We start from the raw sequence: 22593 nt of genomic DNA on the forward strand, positions 1-22593 counted from the left end.
CCGCCTATTCTTTTGCCGCAACCTGGCGTTTTAAGTATCCAAACGCGCCGGAACGGCAGAGAACGCCGATCAGAATCGCCGCGATGGCCGTTCCGCACAGCGTGCTCATCAAAAACGGCGCTACATAGAAAAACAGGGCGACCTCTTTTCCCATAAGAATCGCCGCAACCGGATAACAGAGCGTCGCTCCGATTATACCGGTGCCGATGATCTCGGCCGCATAGGCGGCGGTCAGTTTTCCGGTCCAGCGGTAGGCCAGTCCGCAGAGCAGCGCCCCCACCATGCTTCCCGGAAATGCAAGAAGGCTTCCCGTACCCATCAGGTTTCTGATGAGCGACGTGCAGAAAGCGATGGCCACACCGTAGACCGGCCCCAGAAATACGCCTGCCATGACGTTTACCATGTGCTGAATCGGGAAACATTTCGACGCCCCGATCGGCACGGAAAAGGTGGACAGCGCCACCGCCAGAGCGGTCAGCATGCCGCTCACTACCAGTTTCTTAACATTGAATTTCATCTTCAGTTCCTCCTGTGTTTTTTTGTCACATACAAAGAGTCCGGCAAGCCGGACTCGTGCGCCGGAGCGCGGCCGCTTCAGCGGCCCCCGGATTTTTTTTGTTTCATAGGACAAACTTTCCCATGAAACAAAAAAAGCGCCCATACCAAACGTCTGGTATGGGCGGCAAATATCCCTGTCATCTCATATTTCCCTACGTTGGCATTATCCAAATCAGGTAATAGGTCGAAGTTTGAGCACTTCCTCTCAGCCCGCCGCACGAGCTCCCTGTTGTATGTCAGTCTATCACTGCCTGCTTTTTTTGTCAATCCTTTCTTTCGTCACCGAAGAAAAACAGAGCCACGGTTCCCGGCCCCGTATGGGCTCCGATGACGGTTCCGATGCTGTTGATCAGCACTCTGCCGTCCAGCTCCGGAAAACGCGCCTCCACCAGATCGGCCACGGCCCTCGCGTCGTCTTCGCAGGCTGAACAGGAAATGAAGCACTTCCCATTGTACCCGTTCTTTCCATCGGCGTGCTCTTCCATCATCCGGACCGCTTCCTGCATCGCCTTTTTCTTTGTCCTGATCTTATGGCGGGGAATCAAATGTCCCTCATGATCCATGTTCATCAGCGGGCATATGTTTAATACGGTCCCCAGCATGGCCGAGGTCGCCGAAATACGGCCGCCCCGCTTGAAGCTGGTTAAATCCGTGGAAAAGAACCAGTGATGCACGTGAAGTCTCCGCTCCATCGTGATCCGGTACGCCTCGTCCAGAGAAAGGCCCTGGTCGCGTAAATCCGCGGCCGCGTCCACCAGCAGTCCGTAGCCGGAAGAAGCCCCCAGGGAGTCCACCACCAGAATCTTCCGGTCCGGATACTCCTCCTTCAGCTCTTCCACCGCGCTGCAGGCGGAATTATAGGTTCCTGAAATGCCGGAGGAAAGGCTGATATGGAGAATATCCTTTCCCTCCTCTAATATAGCTCCAAAAAAATCATGGAACTCAGCCACGTTGACCTGTGATGTAGTCGGCATGGCGCCTTTTGAAATCCTGTTGTAAAACTCATCAAACGGCATGCTCTGTCCCAAATCATCCGGGTAGGACACCCCGTCCATTAAGTAGTGGAAGCAGACATAGGGAATCTGACGTTCGTCAAAATACGTTTTCTTCATATCTGCCGTGGAACAGCATGTTAATACAAATTGATTCATACTCCGCACACCTCCTTTTGTGATTAGCCTTTTACATTCTATCACAAAATTCGTCAAATTGGAATCTTTACCGTAAATTCTGTCCCTGCCTCCAGTTCAGACTGTACCGTAATCGTTCCGTGATAATAACCTGCAATGTGCTTTACAATGGATAATCCCAGGCCCGTTCCGCCCTGTTTGCGGCTTCGTCCCTTGTCCACCCGGTAGAACCGCTCGAAGATACGCCCCAGGGATTCCTTTGGAATTCCCATGCCGTTGTCCCTTACCCGTATGATCATTTCCTTGTCTTCTTCAGTGATGGTCACCCAGACCTCTCCGCCCGGTTTGTTGTATTTTATGGCGTTGCTGAGCAGATTGCTTAAAAGCTCCGTCATCTGGCGGGCGTTGGCGTAGATGCACAGCGGCTTGCAGTCCGCGTGGACCAGAACTTCGTGAAAGGCCGCCAGCGGCTTCAGCGATTCCAGCACGTCGTCCAGGACGATGGACATCCGGACGTCCTGGCACACCATCTCGGCCTCCTTCGTCTCCAGCCTGGAGATCATCAGGATATCGTTGATCAAGCTGGTCATGTGGACCGCTTCTTTCTTGATCCGCCGGATGAAGTCCTTTTTCTGTTCCTCATCCTGAATAATTCCGCTCTCCAGAAGCTCTGCGTAGCCCTGTACCGACGTGATCGGCGTCTTTAACTCGTGGGAGGCGTTGCTGAAGAATTCCTGCCGGATCTGCCGCTCCAGTTCGATCTGGTTTAAATACTCCTTGACATTCTTTGACATTTCCGTCGTCGTCTCCGCGATAATGTTGATTTCCGGATACTGGTACGTCTCAAAGGTCAGCTCCGTATAGTCTCCGTTGACCTTCAGCATCTCCTGCGATATCTCCTTCAGCGGCTTCGTGATGGAGGCCGCAAAGCTGTCGGCCGAGCAGGCGGAATAGATGAGCGCCACCAGAAAGCTGAGCCAGACGGCCGGAAGAAGGAGGATCAAATACTCCTTAAATCCGGTAAACGGTACCGCCATCCGCAGTATATAGTCAGAATGATCCGATTCATAAGCCACGTACAGCATATTTTTCTTCAGCGTATCGGAATATCTCCTGGAGGAGCCGCTCCCCGATTCCAGTGCTTCCTTAATCTCCTCCCGGTCCAGGTGATTGTCCATAGAAGAAGTATCCACCACGCCCGTATCGGCCGCGACGCTTCCGTCCTTTCTGATGACCGTAAAACGGCTGCTGTTGTCATTCACCGTCTCCTCCAGCATCATCACCTCGCCCTGTAAATCCCCGCTATAGTCGAGAACGCTGTCGATGGCCCGCAGAGTGTAGGTCATGTCCTTTCTGGAGCTCTTTAAGAGCGCGCTGCTGGCTGCTATATAAAAGATGGCGCTGCTTAAGATCAGCGCCGCCAGGATTACCTGAATAAATTTTACAAATATGGCCTTCCGCATATCAGCCTTCCTCCGTCTTCACAAAGCGGTAGCCCACGCCGCGCACCGTGCGGATGCAGAAGCCGCCTTCCTCGCCCAGCTTCTGGCGGAGCGTTCGGATATGCATATCCAGCGTCCTCGTCTCTCCGTCGTAATCGTAGCCCCAGATGTGATTTAGGAGTTCATCCCGGGTGACCACCTTGCTTTGATTCTCCATAAGGTACAAAAGCAGTTCGAATTCTTTTAAAGTCAGCTCCACCTTTTTCCCGCTGCTTAAAACCTCTCTGGTCTTTTTATTCAGACTGATGCAGTATTTCTCTAAAATCTCTTCCTCATTCTGGTTTCTCGCCCTGCGGCGGAGCAGACTCCGGATTCTGGCCGCCAGCTCCATGACGCCGAAGGGCTTCGTCATATAGTCATCGGCACCGCCGTCCAGTCCCGCCACCTTGTCAAACTCCCTGTCCTTGGCGGTCAGAATGATAATAGGCATGTCTGCCAGGGCATCATTTTTCCGGATTCTCTTAATCGCACTCAGGCCGTCCATCCCCGGAAGCATCAGGTCGAACACCGCCAGATCCGGCATGTCTGTCTCAATGCTTTTGAGGGCGTCCTCCGCCATCTCAAAGGCGGAGACACTATACCCAAAGCCCTCCAGGGCGATTCTGATTAAATCCCTGATATTGTCGTCGTCTTCTACCACATAGATTCTTTCCATACGCGCCTCCTACATCTCATCTCTCACAAATCCCGCTATGTTATGGGCGTGATCCGAAATACGTTCCAGGTTGCTCAAGGCCTCCAAAAATACGATGCCGTTTTCCGGCGTACACTTATGGCTGGACAGACGCTCAATATGGCGTTCCCTCAGTTCTTCCTCCAGCATGTCCACGCTCTCCTCGCTCTGCACCACGGCCCGTACCTCAGACATTCCGGCGCCGCCCCTGGCGTTGATGGCGTGCTCCAGTGCAGAACGCACCGTCTTTATCATTTCCTTCATCTCGCCGGCCGCCTCCACGGAAAATACGATATTCTTGTCCGCCTTCTCCACCGCCAGCTCCGACAGGTTCTCACAGTGGTCGCTGACGCGTTCAAAGTTGCTGACCGTATAGAATAAATTCTTCACCAGCAGATGCTGTTCCTCATTCAGGGACTGATTGTTAATCTTGACCAGATAGGAGGTCAGAATCTTTTCGTACTGGTTGATCTTTGCCTCCAGCTTCTCCACCTGCTCCGCTTCTGCCCTGCTGCCCTCCAGTAAGGCCGCGGTTGCAATATCAAAATTCTCCAGCGCCGCTTTTCCCATATTGATTACTTCCTGTGTCGCATTCTCAATGGCGAAGGACGGCGTCTCTAAAATTCTCTCGTCCAGGTGGCGCTCCATCTGGGAGCCTTTCTTCTCTTCCTTTCCCTTTTTGCTGTCTCTGATCATGAAGCTTGACGCCTTTACCAGAAGTCCCGCAAAGGGGAATAAGAGTATCGTATTGCTCACATTGAATACGGTATGGAAGATCGAGATTTCCACACTGCTGATCGTCGATGACGCAAACACCGGATTCAGTTTAAAGATGAGATACATCACGATTCCAAAGAGCACGGCTCCCACCGTATTAAACAGAAGGTGGATTCCGGCCGCCTGCTTCGCCGTCTTATTGGCTCCGACGCTGGAGATCAGCGCCGTCACGCAAGTGCCGATATTTTGGCCCAGCGTGATGAAGATGGCGGACTGCCAGTTCACGATTCCGTTTAACGCCAGCGTCTGCAGGATACCCACCGACGCGGAAGAGCTCTGGATAATTCCGGTCACCGCCGCACCGGCAAGGATACCGAGAAACGGATTTCGTCCCAGAACCGTAAATGCCTGTGCAAATATCGGAGCGTCGCGGTACGGAGTGATGGAGGCCGACATAAAGGTCAGGCCGATAAACAGCACGCCGAAGCCCACCAGGATTTCTCCCACCTGTTTCTTCTTGCTGTTCTTGCAAAACAGCGTCATGACCGCACCCACGCCCACCAGGGCCGGTGCAAAAAACTCCGGTTTCAGCATCTCGCCCCATTCGCTCATGGATACGATCCAGCTGGTCACCGTGGTTCCGATATTGGCTCCCATAATGATGCCGACCGCCTGCCCCAGGTTCATAATCCCGGCGTTTACAAAGCCGACGACCATGACCGTGGTGGCGGAACTGCTCTGGATAATGGCGGTAATACCCGCTCCAAGAATCACGCCCATCAGACGGTTCTTCGTTAATGCTCCCAACAGCTGCTGCATCCGGTGTCCCGCAGATTTCTGCAGTCCATCCGCCATGGCATTCATGCCATAGAGAAACATTCCCAGACCCCCGATAAATTTAAACAGCATCTGTAAATCAGTGATTGACATAGTCCCCTCCCGGTTTTCATGAAATAAATTGATTGATTATGTAAGCACTATATCAAATCTATGTAAAGTATGATGCACGGGAATGTAAAATCTATGTAAAATTTTGTCTTATTTTAAAATTTCCTTGTATACACGAAGCACATTCTTATAGAACACGCCCTCGATCTCCTCCTCCGTAAAGCCGGCCCTTCTCATGGCCTGCTCCAGCACCGGCAAGTCTTCCGGGGATTTTATCTCCAGTTCCCCTCCGATTCCGTCGAAATCCGATCCCAGCCCGATACACTGAATTCCGCCGATCTTCTTCATATGCTTCATATGTAAAATCATGTCATCGACGCGGCTCACCGCGTGTTCACCTCTCTGCCAGTCATGCAGAAAGTCCGCGCAGTAATTGATGCCGGCCACTCCGCCGCGCTCCGAAAGCATCTTAAGCATCTCATCGGTTAAGTTTCTTGGATTGGAGGCAACCGTTCTCGCGTTGGAGTGGCTCGCCACGAATGGTTTCTTCGTATACCGGAATACATCCATAATCCCCGCGTCAGACAGGTGGGACACATCCATAATCATCCCCAGCCGTTCCATCTCCCTGACAAATTCGATCCCCGTCTCCGTCAGTCCGTGCTCCGTATCCGGTTCAAAATACGCCTCGTCCCCTTCAATCCGGATTATATTCGGCCAGCCCAGCTCATTCCGAAAATTCCAGGTAAGCGTCATCATCCGCACTCCCAATCGGTAAAAGTTCCTCAAAAAAGCGATTTCTCCCTGGCAGACGCCGCCTTCCTCGATCGTCAGCAGCGCAGACATTTTCCCCAGTCTCCGGTTCTCCTCAATATCTTCATACGTTTTCACAATCCCAATCCGGTCACCATGCTCTTCCAGCTCCTGATAAAATAGATCCACCAGCTTCATGCAGTGTTCAAACGGCTTCTCATACCTGTCCAGCGACGTAAACATCGCAAAATTCTGGAGACAGTAGTCCCCCTTCTCCATCCTCTCCAAATCCACATGGCAGTCATTCTTCCAAACCGAATGCTCCTTCCCGTCCTCCATGCGGTAAAATAGCTCCGAAATCGTATCACAGTGCATATCCACAACCTTCATATTGTTTAAACTCCTCTATGTCTTCATTCTCAAAAAGGAGCAACTCCCAACGAGCTACTCCTTCTGTAACTATGCAAATAGTATCACTATTATTCCAATTTTGCAACCCTTCCTACTCACTTCGAAGCGCATCAATCGGATTCAAATTCGCCGCCCGGTTTGCCGGCATATATCCGAACAGCAGCCCGATCCCCACGGAGACGCTGAAGGATACTGCCACGGCGCTGGGCGTCGGCGTCGCGTTCATTCCCATGGCTGTTCCGATGACCGTAGTCGCCACGGATCCGATCACAATTCCGATCACGCCGCCGATGGAGCTGGTCACGGCCGCCTCGATGACGAACTGCTGCATGATCGTCCGTTTCTTCGCCCCCAGCGCCTTGCGGATACCGATCTCCCTGGTCCGCTCGGTTACGGACACCAGCATGATATTCATAACTCCCACGCCCGCCACCAGCAGGGAAATTCCGGCGATGCCGCCGAGAAGCATGGACATCATGGCAATCATGGAATTCAGGGAATCCAGAAGCTCGCTCATCGCCGTGATCCGGTATAAATCCTCATCCTTAAAGATTTCCATGAGGAAATCATCGATCGCCGTCTTTGCCTCATCCGTATGATTCATATCGGCCGTGGCAAACGTGTAGCTGCTGATATTGGCGTTTCTCGTCATCTTCGCAGCACAGCTGTACGGCATCCAGACGAAATCATCGCTTCCGCCCGATTCCAGCTCATCGTCATCCTGTCTCGACACCACGCCGATAATCCGGAACGCATTTCCTCCGATCTTAATGGTCTGATCGAGGGCTTTATCCACGCCTCCATACAGATCCCACGCCACATAATATCCCACCACACACACCTTCTGGCGCGATACAATATCGGAATACTGGATAAACCGGCCGGCCTCCAGCTCCATATCCTTCATCTCCAGGTATTCCTCGCTGACTCCGGACACCGTTGTCGAGGTCGATGACTCCGTCCCGTTTTTTACAGTCGTGGATACGGTCACATTCGGTGTCATCTGGGCAAATAAGTCTCTGTTGTCCTCGTAGAATTCATACATCTCATCCACAGAGACCGATCGGGTGGAAAGATTCGTCACATTGACTGAAATCTGGTTCGTCCCCATGCTTGCGAAGCTCTCTGTCATGTAAGACATCTGGCCGTTGACAAGGCTTACCAGGATGATAACGGAGGCCACGCCGATGATGATGCCCAGCATGGTTAAAAAGGACCGCATCTTATTGCCCATGATACTTTTCATTGCCATTTTAAAGGATTGCAGAATATTCATTTACGTCTCCATCAAAGTTGATCTTTCCGTCATGCACTCTCACCACACGCCGCGCCTCCATAGCGATGGAGCTGTCATGGGTAATCATGACGATGGTGTTGCCTTCATCGTTTAACTGTTTTAAGAAATCCAGAACGCTGCGGCTCGTCTTCGAATCAAGGGCGCCTGTCGGCTCATCGGCCAGAATCAGGGACGGGTCTCCCGCCAGAGCCCTGGCGATGGACACTCTCTGCTGCTGCCCGCCGGAAAGCTGATTCGGAAGGTTCCTCCATTTTTCCGCCAGGCCCACACGCTCCAGCGAAGCCATGGCCCGCATGCGGCGGGCCGTATTGCTGGCCCCCGCGTAGAGAAGCGGCAGCTCCACATTTTCCAGGAGATTCAGCTTGGGAAGCAGATTGTACTGCTGGAATATGAAGCCGATCATCCGGTTTCTGATGTCCGCCAGCTGATTGTCCGTCATACTCCCCACGTCTTTTCCGCCCAGCAAGTATTCGCCGGAGCTGGGTACATCCAGAGCCCCGATGATATTCATCAGCGTCGATTTCCCGCTTCCCGATTTCCCTACGATCGCCACAAATTCACCGCGGTTGATCGTCAGGGAAATGCCGTCGTTGGCCCTCACCTCTTCGTCGCCCATCTCATAGATCTTATAGATATCCTTCAGTTCAATTAATGTTTCTTCCAAGTCTCTACCTCCAGCCATTACCTGGGACCGCCGCCGTTATTTCCGCCGCTTCTTCCGCCGCCGTTTCCGCCGCCATTACCGCCTCCAGGCGCGCCTCCGCCGCCCATGTCTCCGGGACCTCCCTGCATGCCGCCCATCATATTAAATGACGAGCTCACCGTGGACTCGGCCACATAGACCACATCACCCTCGGACAGGCCTTCCGTGATTTCCACGTAATCGTCGCTGATCAGCCCTGTCTTTACATCGACCGCCCGGAAGCCCGCCGGAACCGTTCCCTGCGCCTCCGTTACCGTATCGTCCTTTACATAGACCTTGTTGCCGCGCATCAGTGCATCGGCCGGTACGGCAAGCACATCCGACGCCTGGTCGAGGATGATGACGCCATCCACATTCATGCCCGGAAGCAGCTCATCCATGCCGTCGTTTAGGGTTACGGTGACAGGATAGTTGGTCACGCCGTTGGAGTAGGAGCTTTGCAGGCTCACATTGGTCACCGTACCGGAGAACGTCTTTCCGCTCACCGCGTCTGCGGTAATCACTACACTCTGCCCCACGGCCACTTCCTTTACATCCAGTTCATCAACCGACATCTCAAAGGTATAGCCGGACATATCGTATATCACGGCAAGTGTCGTGCTTCCGCTGGTGCTCTTCGCCACCTTGTCGCCTGCCTTTACATTTTTCGTGATCACCTGACCGGAGATCGGCGCTGTGATCGTGTAATTATCGTAATTATCCTGTGTACTGTCCACCTTGTTTTTGGCGGATTCCAGCGTTTCCTCCGCTTTTTCCACGGAGTCCTTGTATGTTCGGAGAAGTTTCTCCGCCGATTTCGCTTCCATGGTGAAAACAGGGGTTCCCTTGCCCACGTAATCGCCCTCGCTGATCAGCAGCTTTCCCACCTCCACGCTGGAGGAAATGTCAGCGTTCATCACAGTCTCCAGCGTCGGCTCAAAGGAGCTCTCCGCGCTGCAGATAAAGTCTCCCACCGTCGCCGTCGCAGCCATATCGGTGGTTAAGCCGCCTGGATTCGCCACCTCGATGGTGACATACCGGACAATCCGGCCGCCTGTCAGCGTCACATCCATGTTGCTCACCGCGGTAACCGTTCCCGCCAGCTGCTCTCCCGTATCCGTCAGCGTAAGCGTTGCACCGCTGCCCGCTCCGATGGAAGCCGCTTCCCCGGACAAAAATGGCAGTTTGATCTTCATGACCTTGTCGTCGTAAATGTCGGCGATTTTCGTATTGGAGCTCACTTTATCGCCTTCTTTGATGTACAGAGTCTTGATGTAGCCCGCCTCTGTTGATTTGTAGGTATTGCCGCTGTAATCGCTGAGCGCCGTGTTATAGTCATCCAGGGCGACCTCGTAATTTTCCTGCGCCCTCGTCAGAGAATTGTTGACGCTGGTCAGCTCGGATTCCATGGATGAGGTATCGATCTGATACAGGATCTGCCCCGCCTCCACCTGATCTCCCTCTTCAAAATCGGCGGCGATCACCTCGCCCTCCACGAGAGAGGTAATATCGTATGTATTCTTCGGAGAGATCGTACCCGATGACGACAGCTCCGAGGTGATATCGCGCGTCTCCACCGTCGCGGTCCTGACCTCTTTCGCGTTCGCGCTGGCCGCTTTCTCCGCCTTCATCCGAACCGCCGCATAAACTCCCAAGATGACGACGAGCAGGAGAATCAGAATCAGAAGAAGCTTTTTCCCCTTCCTGCCGCCCTTTTTTCCATTCTTTGCCTTATTTCCAAAACTTATTTTCTTCATCTCAGGCTCTCCTGTCAGTCTTCAATATAATCAAGAACGGTACGCGTCTCGTCGCCGTTGCTGTCCGTTGTCACGGAATAGACCAGAGTGACCGTATCTCCCACCCGCATATCGCCGTATGTGGAAAATGCAAACTTCATCTCGGTGCTGTCCAGTTCATACGTATTGCCGTCATCCAGTATGATGGCGTCCGGCGTCATCAAATCGGCCGAATTATATATGACATTTGTGATCTCACCGAATACTGCGGAACGCCCGTTCTCATTTTCGCTTCCAACTGTATACAACCATACTGTTTTGGATACCGGATGGTAGTAAACCAGCACGCCGTTATCATTCTCCAGCGCCGCAGAGATGGCTTCGCTGCTGTTGGAGATCGGCGACCCATCGAGGTATACGCTGGCAGCGCTCAGCTTAAACGGCAGATAATCGGAAAGGCGGCTCTTGCTCCTTACGATCTTCGGTCCCTTCAGGCTGTTGTCCACCATGGTAAGCGGATTGATCTCCCCGTCGGAGGTCAGCTCGCATCCCAGGCTCTTTCCGAACATGGTGCCCGCCTTCGTATCGGTCTTTAAAAGATTGTAGAATAAATTGATGCAGTCCTCCTTTATGAGGACCTCCTCCGGGCTCTTATTCATATTTTCATCGAGCTCCAGGAAATGGTATTTGGACTGCCTGGCCCCGGTCTGGTCTCCGGTAAAATCCGTATTTTCATATCCCAGCAGCGCCAGCGTTCCCTTGATGGCCTCCTGAAGCGTCACATACTCATCCGGCTTAAAATTCCCGCCCAAGTATCCCGTCATCCATCCCTGTTCCGCCGCAATCCTGATAGACGCCGCATACGTATGGTCACGCGGTACATCGGCAAATACAGAAGTATTGCTCACACTGCTGACCGTACTCCTGTAGGAAGACGCGTTCACCAGCATGCTGGCAAACTCCCCTCTCGTAATGGCAGAATCCATGTTGGTCACACTCATGATCCCCGATATTCCGATCACCTTTTTTCTCAAGTCGATATTTGTCGAAGCCTCCGCCGTTATGGGCATCACAGCCGTGGCCGCTACAACCACCGCCATGGAAGCGGCTATTCTTCTTCCATTCATCCGATTTGCTCCTCTCTGCACTCTGTCTGTTGTTCTGCTTCAGTTTATCAGGTGCCTATGTTCATTTTGTGTCAGCAACCTGAAATTAACCTGAAACTCCTTTTCAGCCTTTTTTCATTCGTCCCATTCTATCACGGGTACCTGAAATTAACCTGAAAGCCGGTTTCAGGCTATTTTCAGCTTCTCCTTCTATAATAATATCTATAAAATGCGGATACTGGAAAAGGAATGGGATTGCCAAACGAGGAAACCCCTTTTATAATATTGATAAGGATATGGACCGGCCGCTTCGGCCATACCGGAAAAGGAAGGAAATGATTCATGAATATACTGATCGTAGAAGATGAAGTGAGACTGGCCGACGCGCTGGGACAGATTATGGAGGAACAGCACTATCACACGGACATCGTGTATACCGGTACCGACGGCCTCTACTGCGGCCTGTCGGGCGAATACGATGTCATCGTCCTGGATGTGATGCTTCCCGGGGAAAATGGATTCGATGTGGTGAAGAAGCTTCGAAAGGCCCATGTCCAGACGCCGGTGCTGATGCTGACCGCCAGAGACGACATAAGCGACAAGGTGACCGGTTTGGACCGCGGCGCCGACGACTATATGACGAAGCCGTTTATCCCGGAAGAGCTGCTGGCACGGATACGCGCCCTCTCCCGCAGACAGGGCGAGGTGGTCGTGGAAGAACTTCATTTTGGAGATCTGACCCTGAATCTTTCAACTAACGACCTGGTGCGCGGCAGAAAGTCCATCCATCTGGGATATAAGGAATTTGAGGTACTGAAACTGCTCATGAACAATGCGGGCAAAATCATTTCCAAGGATATGCTGATTTCCAGGGTATGGGGAAATGATTCCGACGCGGAGGACAACAACGTGGAAGCCTACATTTCCTTTCTCCGGAAAAAGCTTTCCTTCTTAAGCTCCAAGGTGGAAATCGTAACCGTCCGGAAAGTGGGGTACCGTCTGGAGGAACCGTCATGCTGAAAAAGCTTCGCGGAAAATTCATTATCATCAACATGTCCCTGGTCATCACGATTCTCATCATCGTGCTGGGGAATTTTTATCATGCCAATCTCTGGCGGCTGGAACGCCAGACCGAGATGGCCCTGATGCAGGCCCAGGATTCGGCCCGCTTCAATGGAAAACCGAACAAAGTGGAACCGGGACGCCGGACCGACGATACGCCGCCGCCCTTCGTCCCCACCGCGGTCATCACCCTTTCAAAGGATGGGCAGACGGTGACGGACGTAACCACAAACAATCTCTCCGTATCCGATGACATGGCGGCCACTCTGGCAGACCTTGTCATGGAAAACGGCGATCCGCGAGGCGTCTTAAAAGACTACTCCCTTCGCTATAACCGCTCCGAGACGCCGGACAGCATCACCATTGCGTTCGCAGATCAGAGCTTTGAGCTGAACAACATCCGGGCACTGCGCCTTAACTGCCTCCTGCTGTTTTTCATCGCCGCTATCCTGTTTCTTCTGCTCAGCATTTTCCTGTCCCGCTGGGCCTTAAAGCCGGTGGAGCAGGCATGGAAACAGCAGAACCAGTTTATCGCCGATGCGTCCCACGAACTGAAAACGCCGCTCACGGTCATCCTGGCTAATTTACAAATTCTGCTCTCCCATCAGGACTCATCCATTAAGAGCCAGATCAAATGGGTTGACAACACGAAGGAGGAGGCATCCCGCATGAAACAGCTGGTGGAGGAGCTCCTCTTTCTTGCGCGCTCCGATGCGGGCACGGTGGAAGTCACCCACACGGCAAATACCGAGTTTGATTACAGCGACAGCGTGCTGAACTGTGTTCTGCTCTTTGAATCGGTGGCATTTGAAAACAAGGTCACCTTAAACAACGACATCGTTCCCGGCATCCACATCTGCGGCAGCGAGCCCCAGATCAAACAGGTGGTTACAATCCTTCTGGACAATGCCTGCAAATACGCCGGCATCCGCGGAACGGTCTCCGTCTCCCTGAAGTCCTCCCCCCATCACGCAGTGCTGACCGTCAATAATACGGGAGAGCCTATCCCTCCGTCCGATCAGAAGCATATCTTCGAACGGTTTTACCGCACGGACAAATCGCGGGTGAGAAAAGAAGGCGGATATGGCCTGGGGCTTTCCATAGCCAGGACGATCGTAGAACAGCATAAGGGGAAAATCACCGTATCCAGCAGCCTGGAGGAAGGGACGACATTTACGGTAATGTTTCCGGTTCCTTAGTAGAGGGACGAAACAGCCCGGGACGACTCTTGTTATCAAGAGTTGTCCCGGGCTGTCTGTTGTTGCAGCTTATTTTTTCATCTCCATCGCGTGTACCATATTCACGACAAATTCATGGCTCGGCACCGAAACGCCGCACCGCCCTGCCGCAGTCACTACGGAGCCGCTGATGGTATTCACCTCGGTCCTTCTGCCATCGCGCAGGTCTGCACGGATCGAAGTGCATCCCGCCGGATTCCCGATGGCGGTCTGACGAACCCGCTCCGTAACAGCTTCCTCGTCGAAGGAAAGGCCCAGCGCACCGGCGACCGCAATCGCCTCGTGAATCAGCGTCTTCGTCAACTTCCATGCGTATTCATTCTCCGCGATAAATCCCATATCGACCTGCAGGATGCCGGTTACTGCGCTCAAAGAAACGTTGGTAAACAGCTTGTCCCAGATGAGATACTGAATGTTCTCATGGATTTTCACCTGAAATCCGCAGCTGTCAAACGCCTCTTTCAGCTGCGGCAGGAATTCTTCGCGGTCCTCCGTCAGCATCCCTACATTCGTATTACCAACTCCGCCTCTTCTTACATGCCCTGGCGCCAGTACCGCGCCATTGTCCTCCGTCGTGCCGATGATCACACGGTCTTCGGGGACAAATTCCTTTAAAATATCCTCGTGGCCTGCGCCGTTCTGCAGCGTCAGAAGGCGTGTTTTCTCCCCAATCACGCCCTGATTCCCCGCCAGCGCGGCCCTGGAATAAATAGACTTCACGAACAGAATGACCAGGTCCATCTCCCCCAGCCCTTCCGTGCCGGCTACCGCCGTCGGATGGTACGTATTCGTCACGCCATCCTCGTCGATCTTCAGTCCTTCCCGGTTGATCTGCGTTACAATATCCGGATTCGTGTCTACCAGATATACCTGATGCTTCTTTGATAAATGGCCGCCGTAGACGGAGCCCATGGCTCCGGCGCCAATGACTGTTATTTTCATTTGGGTATCCTGCCTTTCTGACTTTTTAGTTTGAAAAGTCTGCCAGCCCCTCGATTGCATATGCACGGATCGGACAGGAGTCCAGGCCGAGGATCGGAAGGGGGGCGTAGCTCATGAAGAATACATCCTGCTCCAGCTTCTCGAGGTTTTTCAGGACCTCAAGGAATACAATATTCTCTGCCATTAGTATATCATGAAATGGCTTGACATCCTCATTGCAGTTTTCGATCGAAACGCCGTCTCCAAAGCCTACACACTTCACCTTATGATCCCGGAACCACTCCGCGCTTTCTTTTCCTACCAGAAGCCGCTTGTCCGCCTCCGTATTGGTCGCCGGGGTAAACGGAGGAATCTTATAGGTGGAATCAATGATCACAATATCCCCTTCCTTAAGCTTTCCTGCCGTAGCCTTGTCAAGATCCGCAGCCGTAATGTGGGTTCCCGGTGCAGCGTCCTCCTTGAAATCCACATACAATGCCCTGCCCATAAATGTGGTCAGCGGCAGCTCCGCCACGCTCGGCCAGTTGTCATCATGATGGTAAGGGCACTCACAGTGTGTCCCCAGATGGCTGGTAAGATCCATAATCGTATGGTAATCCGGAATCGGCCCCCCGGTATTGAACCGATACATGTGGCATCTCCGGCTCTCCGTCTTCGGATCCAGCTCCTTCGTCAAATCCACCACTCTCAAATTCCCCATCTTATAAACGCACATCCTGTCTTCCTCCTCTATTTTAATATAATAAATAACTACCGTTGCTCTTTATAACCAGTATACCGCTATACCGGTATACTGTCAACACCAACAAAACAAAATTTTCCGATTTCATCGGTTATTTGTTACAGTTCACAGTCCTGTCGGTCTCAGCGTCCCGGTCTGCCCCGGCTGGCTCATGTGTTGTTTCCAGTGACTTTGCAGGGAATTAGCAATTCTTAACGCGCAGAATTTTTCGTTCAGGGTAAATCCCCACCTGTCTGAGCGCAGCGAGTTTGGGGATTTTCACTGGTTTTTAGAAAAATTTTGCACGTTTAGAAGTGCTTATCCCCGAAACTTGAACTGGAAACAACACATGAGCCAGTCGGGGCAGTCCGGGACGCTGAGACCGACAGGACTGTGAACGGTAACAGTTATTTTCATCCGCAAAATGTCCTTTAAAAGAGTGATTGACCAAAAACAACTTCTATATTAGAATAATGGTATGTCAAACAAACAGGAGATGCATCACATTGAAAGAAAAAAGCTTTTTACAATCCAAGGCATACGATTACATAAAAGAACAGATTCTGGAAGGAAAGCTGGTACCGGACACCCTCTACTCTGAGGCGCGCCTGTCCAAAGAGCTGGACATATCCAGAACCCCCATCAGGGAAGCGTTACAGTGTTTAAGCCAGGATGGATATATTTCTATCGTCCCCAGCAAGGGATTTATGCTCCGCCACCTGACGGATAAGGACATGCAGGAAACCATCGAGGTCCGCTGTGCCATTGAAGGCTTCTGCACCCATATCATAGCCGGACAGCTCTCCACCGAAAAGGGAAAACGGCTGCTGGATGAGCTGGGACGGATACTTGAGCAGATGCAGAAGGCAAAAGATCTCGATGATAACCTTCAGACCTTTATTGACAGCGACCACGCCTTTCATCTGGCCATTGTCGGTTATGCAGAGAATGATGAGTTCAATCAGCTGTTCCAGCGCCTGCTGTATTTGATCCATTTAACATCGGCCACCGCGCTCTCGGTCACTGGCCGTGTCGATGGAACGCTGGAGGAACACGAGCTCTACTACCGCGCCCTCAGAGAAGGTAATGGCAACGATGCCTATCAGATCATGATCCGCCATCTGACCATGCCGCTGAAGCTTCACGATCATTCAGACGGTCAATAACCGCTCATATCCTATAAAAATAAGAAGCTGACGCCCTCCGGTATCCCCGGATCTAAGGCATCAGCTTCTTATTTTCATAGAATGAACTTCCTCTTATTCGCTTTACTATTTACTGACAGTAATTCCCTCTGATTCAATCTTCAGCCGGATCTTCAGCATCCGTTCATCCGTCTGTGCGATGACCTCCGCACACTCCCGCAGTTCTGCGCTGATTTCCTCCGAGCTGTCACCGACCTCTTTCTTATATTTCAGTTGATGATCCAGGCTGGCCCAGAAATCCATGGCAATGGTTCTGATCTGAACCTCCACCCGCATCCACTTCTTCCGGTCGGAAAAGAAGACGGGAATCTCCACGATCATGTGGTAGCTCCGGTATCCATTCTCCTTCGGATGGCGGATATAGTCCTTGATGGCGATGATATGCACGTCGTCCTGACGGGTCAGCATGTCGGCTACGGCGTAAATGTCATCTAAAAAAGAACAGATGACACGGATTCCCGCCACATCGTCGAGATTCTCCATCATGGATTCCATCGTTACGGGAAGACCTCTCCGCTGTAGTTTCTCCACAATGCTCAGGGGCTTCTTCACTCTGGATTTCACCATCTCAATGGGATTCCTGGAATTGCGTACGGACAGTTCGTCGTTTAAGACCTCCAGCTTCGTCTTAATCTCCCTGATCGCACAGGTGTACATCATCATCGCTTCCTGGAACTGGTACGCCTGCTTCATGAGCGGGTCCGGGACCTGTACCAGATTCGGCACATTAACGATGGACTGGTGCAGTTCGCTGTTGGGGTTCATATTTATATTCATATTTCTACCTCGCTGTCCTATCCTTAAGCTGTCACGAAACGCATATTATATGGACTCCACGGCTTTAACCGCCTCGTCCAGCCACGGTGCTTCCAAATACTCCACGGCGCCTTCATCAACAGCTTTGGCAATCTTGGGTTCAATCGGGATCTTGGCGAGAACAGGGATTTCATTCTCCTTCGCCACTTCATCGATCCGGCTCTCTCCAAATACGAAAATCTTCTTTCCGCAGTCCGGACATGATAAGTAGCTCATATTCTCAACCAGTCCAAGAATCGGAATATTCATCTTTTTCGCCATGTTTACAGCCTTTGTCACGATCATGGATACAAGCTCCTGAGGAGATGTGACAATGATGATGCCGTCTACCGGCAGAGACTGGAATACCGTAAGCGGAACATCGCCGGTTCCCGGAGGCATATCCACGAACATATAGTCGATATCTTCCCACAGGGCCTCCTGCCAGAACTGCTTAACCGCTCCGGCGATCACAGGTCCTCTCCAGATCACGGGATCGGTCTCATGATCGAGAATTAAGTTGGCCGACATTACTTCGATGCCCATGGAAGTGGTCGCCGGGATCATGAGTCCCGTCGGTGTCATGCCGACGCCGTCGTCTCCCAGGCCAAATGCCTTCGGAATCGAAGGTCCGGTAATATCCGCATCAAGAATTGCCGTCTTATAATTTTTTGCGTTCATGCGGACCGCCATCATGGTGGTGACCAGCGATTTACCAACGCCGCCCTTTCCGCTTACCACACCGATTACCTTCTTAACCGTACTTGCAGGGTTTAACGGCTCCAGAAAGCTGGTCTGCTCCGTCTGTCTGCTGCTGCAGCTCTCCCCACAGGTATTACAATTATGAGTACAGTTTGTTTCACTCATGTTTCATTCCTCCTGATGATTATTCTCTAATATATAGAAGACAGCCTTTAGAAGGCCATCCGTTTCTATCGAATCCGTAATATAATCCGCCACGGCTTTCACCACAGCCTTTCCATTGCCCATGGCGATGCCGAGACCGGCCATCTCCACCATGGAAACGTCGTTTGCTCCGTCGCCGACCGCCGCTGTCTCCTCCAGCGAAAGGCCGAAATGGGCTGCCATCTTCTCGATTCCGATGCATTTGCTTCCGCCCCGCGGAATCACATCCACGGCGTATTCATCGTGCCACCGGATGATCTCACATCCGGGAACCGCGCGCCGGATCTCCTCCTCCCGCGTCCTGCCGATATAGGGCACGATCTGGTAGATCGGATGCTCTGACGCACGCCTCACATCCATAACGGGCGGAATTCTTGTCCCGATTCCAGCCTGGGCCTTCTCCACGACGTCGTCCACCATGTTGATATACATGCGGTCATCCTCCATGAAAAGGCAGGGAAAGGGATCTTTCCCGATAAGCGTCAACATGGCATCGACTTCCGCGCCGTCAATGGGATCGTCGTATACAACGTGGTCACCGCAGTAACAGTACTGCCCGTTTAACGTGACGAATCCGTCAAATTCCATGTCCTCCAGGAGATTCTCCTCCTCGATCTCAAGCTTATGGCGCCCGGTAGCGATGAACAGCAGGATTCCTGCCTCCTTCGCCTTCCGCAGCGCCTCTTTTGTGCTTTCCGGAACCCTCTTCGTCTCGAAATCACGCAGCGTCCCGTCTATATCAAAAAATATGGCTCTGATCTGCCTTTTGCTCATTCTCATCTCTTCCTTTACAAGTTGCCATCGTCTGCGATTCGTAGTATAATGCAGACACTTAAGATTATAGTATGAAAGAAGGGTTCTGTCTATGGATTTTACACAGGCAAAAAAAATATTTGCTGGATATTTAAAGCAGTATGACACGAAAAACGAGAAAATCCGGCTGAAAATCGTACACACCTACGGCGTAACAGACGCCGCCCGGCTGATCTCCAAAGGCCTTGGCCTCTCCGATGAGGACACCGACCTGGCCCTGCACATTGCGCTTCTCCACGACATCGGCCGCTTCGAACAGCTGAAAAGATACGACAGCTTCGACGATTCCATCGTTCCTCACGCGGAGTTAAGCCTCTCGATTCTGTTCGAGGACCATCTGATCCGCAGCTTCATTCCGGAACGCGGCTACGATTCCATCATCTATACGGCCATTAAGAATCATGGGCTCTACCAGATGGACGACTCCCTCACCGGAAAGGAACGCCTCCATTCCATGCTCATCCGGGATGCCGATAAACTCGATAATTTCCGGGTAAAGGAGCAGGACTCCATCCACGCGATGCTGGATGTCGAAGCCGAAGAGCTGGGCGCGGAGGCCATCTCCGACCATATCCTCACGTCCTTCTTAAACCGCTGTCCCATCAAAAACGCCGACCGTGTGACGCACATGGATATGTGGATCTCCTACCTCGGCTATATCTATGACTTAAACTTTCCGGAAAGCCGCCGTATTGTGGCCGGTCGCGGCACCATCGATAAGCTCATCGACCGGGTCCCATACAGCAACGAGGCCACCCGGCGGAAGATGGAGCTCATCCGTCAGGCGGCCTGGAACTTTTTATCAGAATCCACTGCCGGGAGCAGCCGTTAAAATTACGCGAAATTCGTACGGACCGCCTTTAAAATCCCAAGCAGGTTTAGTGCCTTCAAAACACTGTAAAAGATCATGGAATCAATGGGCCACATAATCAGGTTCTTGATCACTCTGGCCGGCAGGATCACCATAAAGCCCTTGCCGTACAGGACGGACAGACACAGGGTGTTTAAGATCACGTTGCAGATCAGCATGACTACAAACTTGGCTAACAGCACCCTCCAGAAGGTGATGGGCTTCTTATAGTAGAAGCAGCCATAGAGCACGCCCGCCAGTACGACGACAGCCGTAAGCCCCGGGAAAAATGGTCCGGCAGGCTTCAGCAGATACTTGAGCACATCCAGACCTCCGGCGAAGATTCCGCCTACCACAGGTCCGAATAAATAGGCGCATACGCCGTTTGGAATGCCGGAAAAGCCGATTCGGATGGTACTGCCAACATTGATGGAAAACATGCCCAGAATGATGGCGATGGCCGCGAGCATAGCCGCGGTGGTGATGGTCCTTACAGATTTCAGTTCTTTGTAAGAATCGGTGAACAAAGTGACGAATTTTTTCATAAAAAAATACCTCCTTTGCAGACCTCTTACTACAACCGGAGATAATAAACGTATCATCTTCTGATGCAGCGGGATGCGATTCGTGTACCGCAAGAAAAATCTTTTCGTCCGGCTGACAACTCCCTGTTCAACCAGCACTTAACGCACACAAACCTACTCTGCTAATATTGATTTGTAATTTGTAACGAACTCAGTATATCACAGAATACGGAAAATGCAAATATTTTTTCATTCGGCATCTCCATCCTTTTCTTTCTTTTGTCTTACCAGCCATTCCACGCCCTTATGGACTGCCAGCGCGATCACGACTCCCAGCACGAGTCCGGTCAGAACATCCGACGGAAAATGAACGAAGAGATACAGCCTGGAAAATGCAATGAGCGCCGCCAGAACGAGCGCCGCCGCTCCCCAGCGCCGGTTATAGAGAAAGATGCTGACAGCCGCCTCGAAGGAGGCCATGGTATGGCCGGAAGGGAAGGAAAAATCCCCCGGATTTTCGATCAGCAGCTGTACGGCAGGATCGATCCAGCACGGCCGGTCTCTCGCCACTAAATTCTTTAAGAGAATATTGCCGATCAGTAAACCGCCTGCCAGGGATAAAAGAACGCAGAATCCCATCTTCCTCGTCTTTTTAAAACAGAACAGCACAAGTCCCGTGAGAATCCAGAAAATTCCGCTGTCCCCCAGATGGGTAATATTTTTCATCACCACATCCAGCCATGGTGTATGGATGGACTGCAGAAAATAAAGAATTCCAAACTCCGCTTCTATCATGATTTATAAGCTCCTTCCGGTATGAATCTGTTTTTTTTCGGTGTAATGGGTATTATAACAGTTGAAAAAATATTTGACAAGCGGCTTATTTGAGTTTAGGATAAACCGTAGTTAAACGAATGATACATAAAGGGAGGCAAAAGACATGAAATTCATCAAACAATTCAGTATCATCCTGATAATTTCCCTGATTGGGGAAGCGCTTCACTACTTTATTCCTCTGCCAGTTCCAGCCAGCATCTACGGGCTGCTTATTATGCTCGCGGGGCTTCAGACGAAGCTCATACCTCTGGACAGCGTCCAGGAAGCCAGTTACTTCTTAATCGACATTATGCCGCTGATGTTCATACCTGCCGCAGTGGGACTTCTCGATTCCTGGGGACTGCTCCGGCCGATCCTCATCCCTTTTCTGGTCATCACCATGGTCTCCACAGTGGTGGTTATGGTCGCCTCAGGGAAAATTACGCAGTTTTTTATAAGATCTGACAAAAAGAAGAAGGTACCGGAGCATGAATGAGATGATAAAAGAGTTTTTATTTTTTGGAGCAGCTGTAAGCATCATGGGATATGAACTGGGCCTCTTTCTCAAGGCGAAGTTCAGACTTCCGATTTTCAATCCACTGTTGATATCCATTATCGCAGTCATGATATTTTTATCCGTTTTCCACATTGACTATGAAAGCTATAATGTAAGCGCCAGATACTTAAGCTATCTGCTGACTCCCGCCACCGTCTGTCTGGCCGTCCCGCTCTATCAGCAGCTAAGCCTGCTGAAAAAGCACGCCAGGGCCATTCTGGCGGGAACCGTGACCGGTGTTCTGACCACGATGGCGACGGTTCTGGTCCTTGCGCTGCTCTTCCAGCTGACTCACGAACAGTATGTCACCTTTCTTCCCAAGTCCATCACCACCGCCATCGGCATGGGCGTATCAGAGGAGATGGGCGGCATTGTCACGATTACCGTGGCCTGCATCATCATTACGGGGATCATCGGCAACATCATCGCGGAGACCGTCTGCCGTCTTTTCCACATCACAGAGCCAGTTGCAAAGGGGATCGCCATCGGTTCTGCATCCCACGCCATCGGCACCACAAAAGCCATGGAAATGGGCGAGATCGAAGGAGCCATGAGCAGCCTCGCCATCGCCGTGTCCGGGCTTTGCACGGTGTTGTTCGCATCGGTATTTGCGAATTTTATTTAACCACCATTAATCTGAGCTTGAAAAAGAGTCAAAAATGGGTACAGCGGAAAGCTCCACTGTACCCATTTATCTGCATCACTGCTGCAT

At 51.8% G+C, this 22593-nt stretch carries 23 protein-coding genes and 2 riboswitches; of the genes, 6 read left to right on the forward strand and 17 right to left on the reverse strand.

The features are described 5' to 3' along the window. Positions 1-4: 4 nt before the first annotated feature. From thiW to H8S80_RS16255, 10 genes are all read right to left on the reverse strand, one after another. Positions 5-517, reverse strand: a complete 513-nt coding sequence (gene thiW, locus H8S80_RS16210) for an energy coupling factor transporter S component ThiW (protein WP_002603906.1) — start codon at positions 515-517, stop codon at positions 5-7. A gap of 172 nt (positions 518-689) precedes the next feature. Then, a riboswitch (TPP riboswitch) is annotated at positions 690-797 on the reverse strand. A 24-nt stretch (positions 798-821) separates the two neighbouring features. After that, positions 822-1709 (reverse strand): DegV family protein, encoded by an 888-nt coding sequence (locus H8S80_RS16215; RefSeq protein ID WP_002603905.1) that lies wholly within the window; start codon positions 1707-1709, stop codon positions 822-824. A 53-nt stretch (positions 1710-1762) separates the two neighbouring features. Further along, positions 1763-3151 carry a sensor histidine kinase gene (locus H8S80_RS16220; RefSeq protein WP_002603904.1) on the reverse strand — a complete coding sequence of 463 codons (1389 nt, stop codon included), beginning with the start codon at positions 3149-3151 and terminating at the stop codon, positions 1763-1765. A 1-nt stretch (position 3152) separates the two neighbouring features. Next, entirely contained in the window at positions 3153-3845 is a 693-nt protein-coding gene (locus tag H8S80_RS16225) for a response regulator transcription factor (protein ID WP_002603903.1), read from the reverse strand. Positions 3846-3854: 9 nt separating this feature from the next. Continuing rightward, on the reverse strand, positions 3855-5510 hold the full coding sequence (locus tag H8S80_RS16230; protein WP_002603902.1) for a Na/Pi cotransporter family protein: 1656 nt from the start codon (positions 5508-5510) through the stop codon (positions 3855-3857). A gap of 108 nt (positions 5511-5618) precedes the next feature. Then, positions 5619-6611, reverse strand: coding sequence for a dipeptidase (locus H8S80_RS16235; RefSeq protein ID WP_117632617.1), 993 nt, complete (start codon positions 6609-6611; stop codon positions 5619-5621). 112 nt (positions 6612-6723) lie between these two features. Next, positions 6724-7902: an ABC transporter permease gene (locus H8S80_RS16240; RefSeq protein ID WP_029466365.1), complete on the reverse strand. Its 1179-nt coding sequence runs from the start codon at positions 7900-7902 to the stop codon at positions 6724-6726. Further along, entirely contained in the window at positions 7886-8611 is a 726-nt protein-coding gene (locus tag H8S80_RS16245) for an ABC transporter ATP-binding protein (protein ID WP_034533273.1), read from the reverse strand. The genes H8S80_RS16240 and H8S80_RS16245 overlap by 17 nt, the downstream gene beginning before the upstream one ends. After that, complete coding sequence (locus tag H8S80_RS16250; protein WP_117632616.1) at positions 8611-10368, reverse strand: efflux RND transporter periplasmic adaptor subunit; 1758 nt, start codon at positions 10366-10368, stop codon at positions 8611-8613. The genes H8S80_RS16245 and H8S80_RS16250 overlap by 1 nt, the downstream gene beginning before the upstream one ends. Positions 10369-10382: 14 nt before the next feature. Beyond that, a complete protein-coding gene (locus H8S80_RS16255) occupies positions 10383-11474 on the reverse strand; it encodes an S-layer homology domain-containing protein (RefSeq protein WP_002603897.1) in 1092 nt (363 codons plus the stop codon). A 321-nt stretch (positions 11475-11795) separates the two neighbouring features. Between H8S80_RS16255 and H8S80_RS16260 the strand changes: the two genes are divergently transcribed. Both H8S80_RS16260 and H8S80_RS16265 read left to right on the forward strand, forming a co-directional pair. Further along, entirely contained in the window at positions 11796-12473 is a 678-nt protein-coding gene (locus H8S80_RS16260) for a response regulator transcription factor (protein WP_002603896.1), read from the forward strand. Beyond that, the gene (locus H8S80_RS16265) at positions 12467-13714 is read left to right on the forward strand and encodes a sensor histidine kinase (RefSeq protein ID WP_002603895.1); all 1248 of its coding nucleotides are present in this window, start codon (positions 12467-12469) and stop codon (positions 13712-13714) included. Before H8S80_RS16260 ends, H8S80_RS16265 begins: the two co-directional genes overlap by 7 nt. 69 nt (positions 13715-13783) lie before the next feature. Here H8S80_RS16265 and H8S80_RS16270 read toward each other — a convergent pair whose 3' ends face one another. Beyond that, on the reverse strand, positions 13784-14695 hold the full coding sequence (locus H8S80_RS16270) for a ketopantoate reductase family protein (protein WP_117632615.1): 912 nt from the start codon (positions 14693-14695) through the stop codon (positions 13784-13786). 25 nt (positions 14696-14720) lie between these two features. After that, positions 14721-15410 carry a cyclase family protein gene (locus H8S80_RS16275; RefSeq protein ID WP_117632614.1) on the reverse strand — a complete coding sequence of 230 codons (690 nt, stop codon included), beginning with the start codon at positions 15408-15410 and terminating at the stop codon, positions 14721-14723. A gap of 512 nt (positions 15411-15922) precedes the next feature. Between H8S80_RS16275 and H8S80_RS16280 the strand changes: the two genes are divergently transcribed. Continuing rightward, on the forward strand, positions 15923-16582 hold the full coding sequence (locus tag H8S80_RS16280) for a GntR family transcriptional regulator (protein ID WP_002603892.1): 660 nt from the start codon (positions 15923-15925) through the stop codon (positions 16580-16582). A gap of 105 nt (positions 16583-16687) precedes the next feature. Here the strand turns inward: H8S80_RS16280 and H8S80_RS16285 are convergent, their stop codons facing one another. Genes H8S80_RS16285 through H8S80_RS16295 form a run of 3 tightly spaced genes read right to left on the reverse strand, consistent with a single transcriptional unit; the run spans position 16688 to position 19096 of the window. Continuing rightward, positions 16688-17398: a GTP pyrophosphokinase gene (locus H8S80_RS16285; protein WP_117632612.1), complete on the reverse strand. Its 711-nt coding sequence runs from the start codon at positions 17396-17398 to the stop codon at positions 16688-16690. A 45-nt stretch (positions 17399-17443) separates the two neighbouring features. Continuing rightward, a complete protein-coding gene (locus H8S80_RS16290) occupies positions 17444-18283 on the reverse strand; it encodes an Mrp/NBP35 family ATP-binding protein (protein ID WP_002603890.1) in 840 nt (279 codons plus the stop codon). Between the two features lie 3 nt (positions 18284-18286). Then, positions 18287-19096, reverse strand: a complete 810-nt coding sequence (locus tag H8S80_RS16295; RefSeq protein ID WP_002603889.1) for a Cof-type HAD-IIB family hydrolase — start codon at positions 19094-19096, stop codon at positions 18287-18289. Positions 19097-19187: 91 nt separating this feature from the next. On the opposite strand from H8S80_RS16295, the gene H8S80_RS16300 reads away from it, so the two are divergent. Beyond that, complete coding sequence (locus H8S80_RS16300; RefSeq protein ID WP_117632611.1) at positions 19188-19967, forward strand: HD domain-containing protein; 780 nt, start codon at positions 19188-19190, stop codon at positions 19965-19967. A gap of 2 nt (positions 19968-19969) precedes the next feature. Here H8S80_RS16300 and H8S80_RS16305 read toward each other — a convergent pair whose 3' ends face one another. Together H8S80_RS16305 and H8S80_RS16310 are read right to left on the reverse strand one after the other, a co-directional pair. After that, positions 19970-20530 carry a folate family ECF transporter S component gene (locus tag H8S80_RS16305; RefSeq protein ID WP_002603887.1) on the reverse strand — a complete coding sequence of 187 codons (561 nt, stop codon included), beginning with the start codon at positions 20528-20530 and terminating at the stop codon, positions 19970-19972. A gap of 64 nt (positions 20531-20594) precedes the next feature. Further along, positions 20595-20693, reverse strand: a riboswitch (THF riboswitch). Positions 20694-20758: 65 nt separating this feature from the next. Beyond that, a complete protein-coding gene (locus H8S80_RS16310) occupies positions 20759-21304 on the reverse strand; it encodes a phosphatase PAP2 family protein (RefSeq protein ID WP_117632610.1) in 546 nt (181 codons plus the stop codon). A 145-nt stretch (positions 21305-21449) separates the two neighbouring features. Between H8S80_RS16310 and H8S80_RS16315 the strand changes: the two genes are divergently transcribed. Both H8S80_RS16315 and H8S80_RS16320 read left to right on the forward strand, forming a co-directional pair. Continuing rightward, entirely contained in the window at positions 21450-21821 is a 372-nt protein-coding gene (locus tag H8S80_RS16315) for a CidA/LrgA family protein (RefSeq protein WP_025529265.1), read from the forward strand. Continuing rightward, the gene (locus H8S80_RS16320; RefSeq protein ID WP_002603884.1) at positions 21814-22506 is read left to right on the forward strand and encodes an LrgB family protein; all 693 of its coding nucleotides are present in this window, start codon (positions 21814-21816) and stop codon (positions 22504-22506) included. Before H8S80_RS16315 ends, H8S80_RS16320 begins: the two co-directional genes overlap by 8 nt. The last annotated feature ends 87 nt before the right edge of the window (positions 22507-22593 follow it).

This window comes from Hungatella sp. L36, from assembly GCF_014288035.1.

What these genes read in the sequence shown, in the direction of transcription:
- H8S80_RS16310 (WP_117632610.1), bottom strand. Translation starts at nt 21,304, where the DNA reads ATGATAGAAGCGGAGTTTGGAATTCTTTATTTTCTGCAGTCCATCCAT.
- H8S80_RS16290 (WP_002603890.1), bottom strand. Translation starts at nt 18,283, where the DNA reads ATGAGTGAAACAAACTGTACTCATAATTGTAATACCTGTGGGGAGAGC.
- H8S80_RS16235 (WP_117632617.1), bottom strand. Translation starts at nt 6,611, where the DNA reads ATGAAGGTTGTGGATATGCACTGTGATACGATTTCGGAGCTATTTTAC.
- H8S80_RS16215 (WP_002603905.1), bottom strand. Translation starts at nt 1,709, where the DNA reads ATGAATCAATTTGTATTAACATGCTGTTCCACGGCAGATATGAAGAAA.
- H8S80_RS16255 (WP_002603897.1), bottom strand. Translation starts at nt 11,474, where the DNA reads ATGAATGGAAGAAGAATAGCCGCTTCCATGGCGGTGGTTGTAGCGGCC.
- H8S80_RS16275 (WP_117632614.1), bottom strand. Translation starts at nt 15,410, where the DNA reads ATGTGCGTTTATAAGATGGGGAATTTGAGAGTGGTGGATTTGACGAAG.
- H8S80_RS16305 (WP_002603887.1), bottom strand. Translation starts at nt 20,530, where the DNA reads ATGAAAAAATTCGTCACTTTGTTCACCGATTCTTACAAAGAACTGAAA.
- H8S80_RS16295 (WP_002603889.1), bottom strand. Translation starts at nt 19,096, where the DNA reads ATGAGCAAAAGGCAGATCAGAGCCATATTTTTTGATATAGACGGGACG.
- H8S80_RS16245 (WP_034533273.1), bottom strand. Translation starts at nt 8,611, where the DNA reads ATGGCTGGAGGTAGAGACTTGGAAGAAACATTAATTGAACTGAAGGAT.
- H8S80_RS16315 (WP_025529265.1), top strand. Translation starts at nt 21,450, where the DNA reads ATGAAATTCATCAAACAATTCAGTATCATCCTGATAATTTCCCTGATT.
- H8S80_RS16220 (WP_002603904.1), bottom strand. Translation starts at nt 3,151, where the DNA reads ATGCGGAAGGCCATATTTGTAAAATTTATTCAGGTAATCCTGGCGGCG.
- H8S80_RS16300 (WP_117632611.1), top strand. Translation starts at nt 19,188, where the DNA reads ATGGATTTTACACAGGCAAAAAAAATATTTGCTGGATATTTAAAGCAG.
- H8S80_RS16320 (WP_002603884.1), top strand. Translation starts at nt 21,814, where the DNA reads ATGAATGAGATGATAAAAGAGTTTTTATTTTTTGGAGCAGCTGTAAGC.
- H8S80_RS16260 (WP_002603896.1), top strand. Translation starts at nt 11,796, where the DNA reads ATGAATATACTGATCGTAGAAGATGAAGTGAGACTGGCCGACGCGCTG.
- H8S80_RS16230 (WP_002603902.1), bottom strand. Translation starts at nt 5,510, where the DNA reads ATGTCAATCACTGATTTACAGATGCTGTTTAAATTTATCGGGGGTCTG.
- H8S80_RS16270 (WP_117632615.1), bottom strand. Translation starts at nt 14,695, where the DNA reads ATGAAAATAACAGTCATTGGCGCCGGAGCCATGGGCTCCGTCTACGGC.
- H8S80_RS16285 (WP_117632612.1), bottom strand. Translation starts at nt 17,398, where the DNA reads ATGAATATAAATATGAACCCCAACAGCGAACTGCACCAGTCCATCGTT.
- thiW (WP_002603906.1), bottom strand. Translation starts at nt 517, where the DNA reads ATGAAATTCAATGTTAAGAAACTGGTAGTGAGCGGCATGCTGACCGCT.
- H8S80_RS16225 (WP_002603903.1), bottom strand. Translation starts at nt 3,845, where the DNA reads ATGGAAAGAATCTATGTGGTAGAAGACGACGACAATATCAGGGATTTA.
- H8S80_RS16265 (WP_002603895.1), top strand. Translation starts at nt 12,467, where the DNA reads ATGCTGAAAAAGCTTCGCGGAAAATTCATTATCATCAACATGTCCCTG.
- H8S80_RS16250 (WP_117632616.1), bottom strand. Translation starts at nt 10,368, where the DNA reads ATGAAGAAAATAAGTTTTGGAAATAAGGCAAAGAATGGAAAAAAGGGC.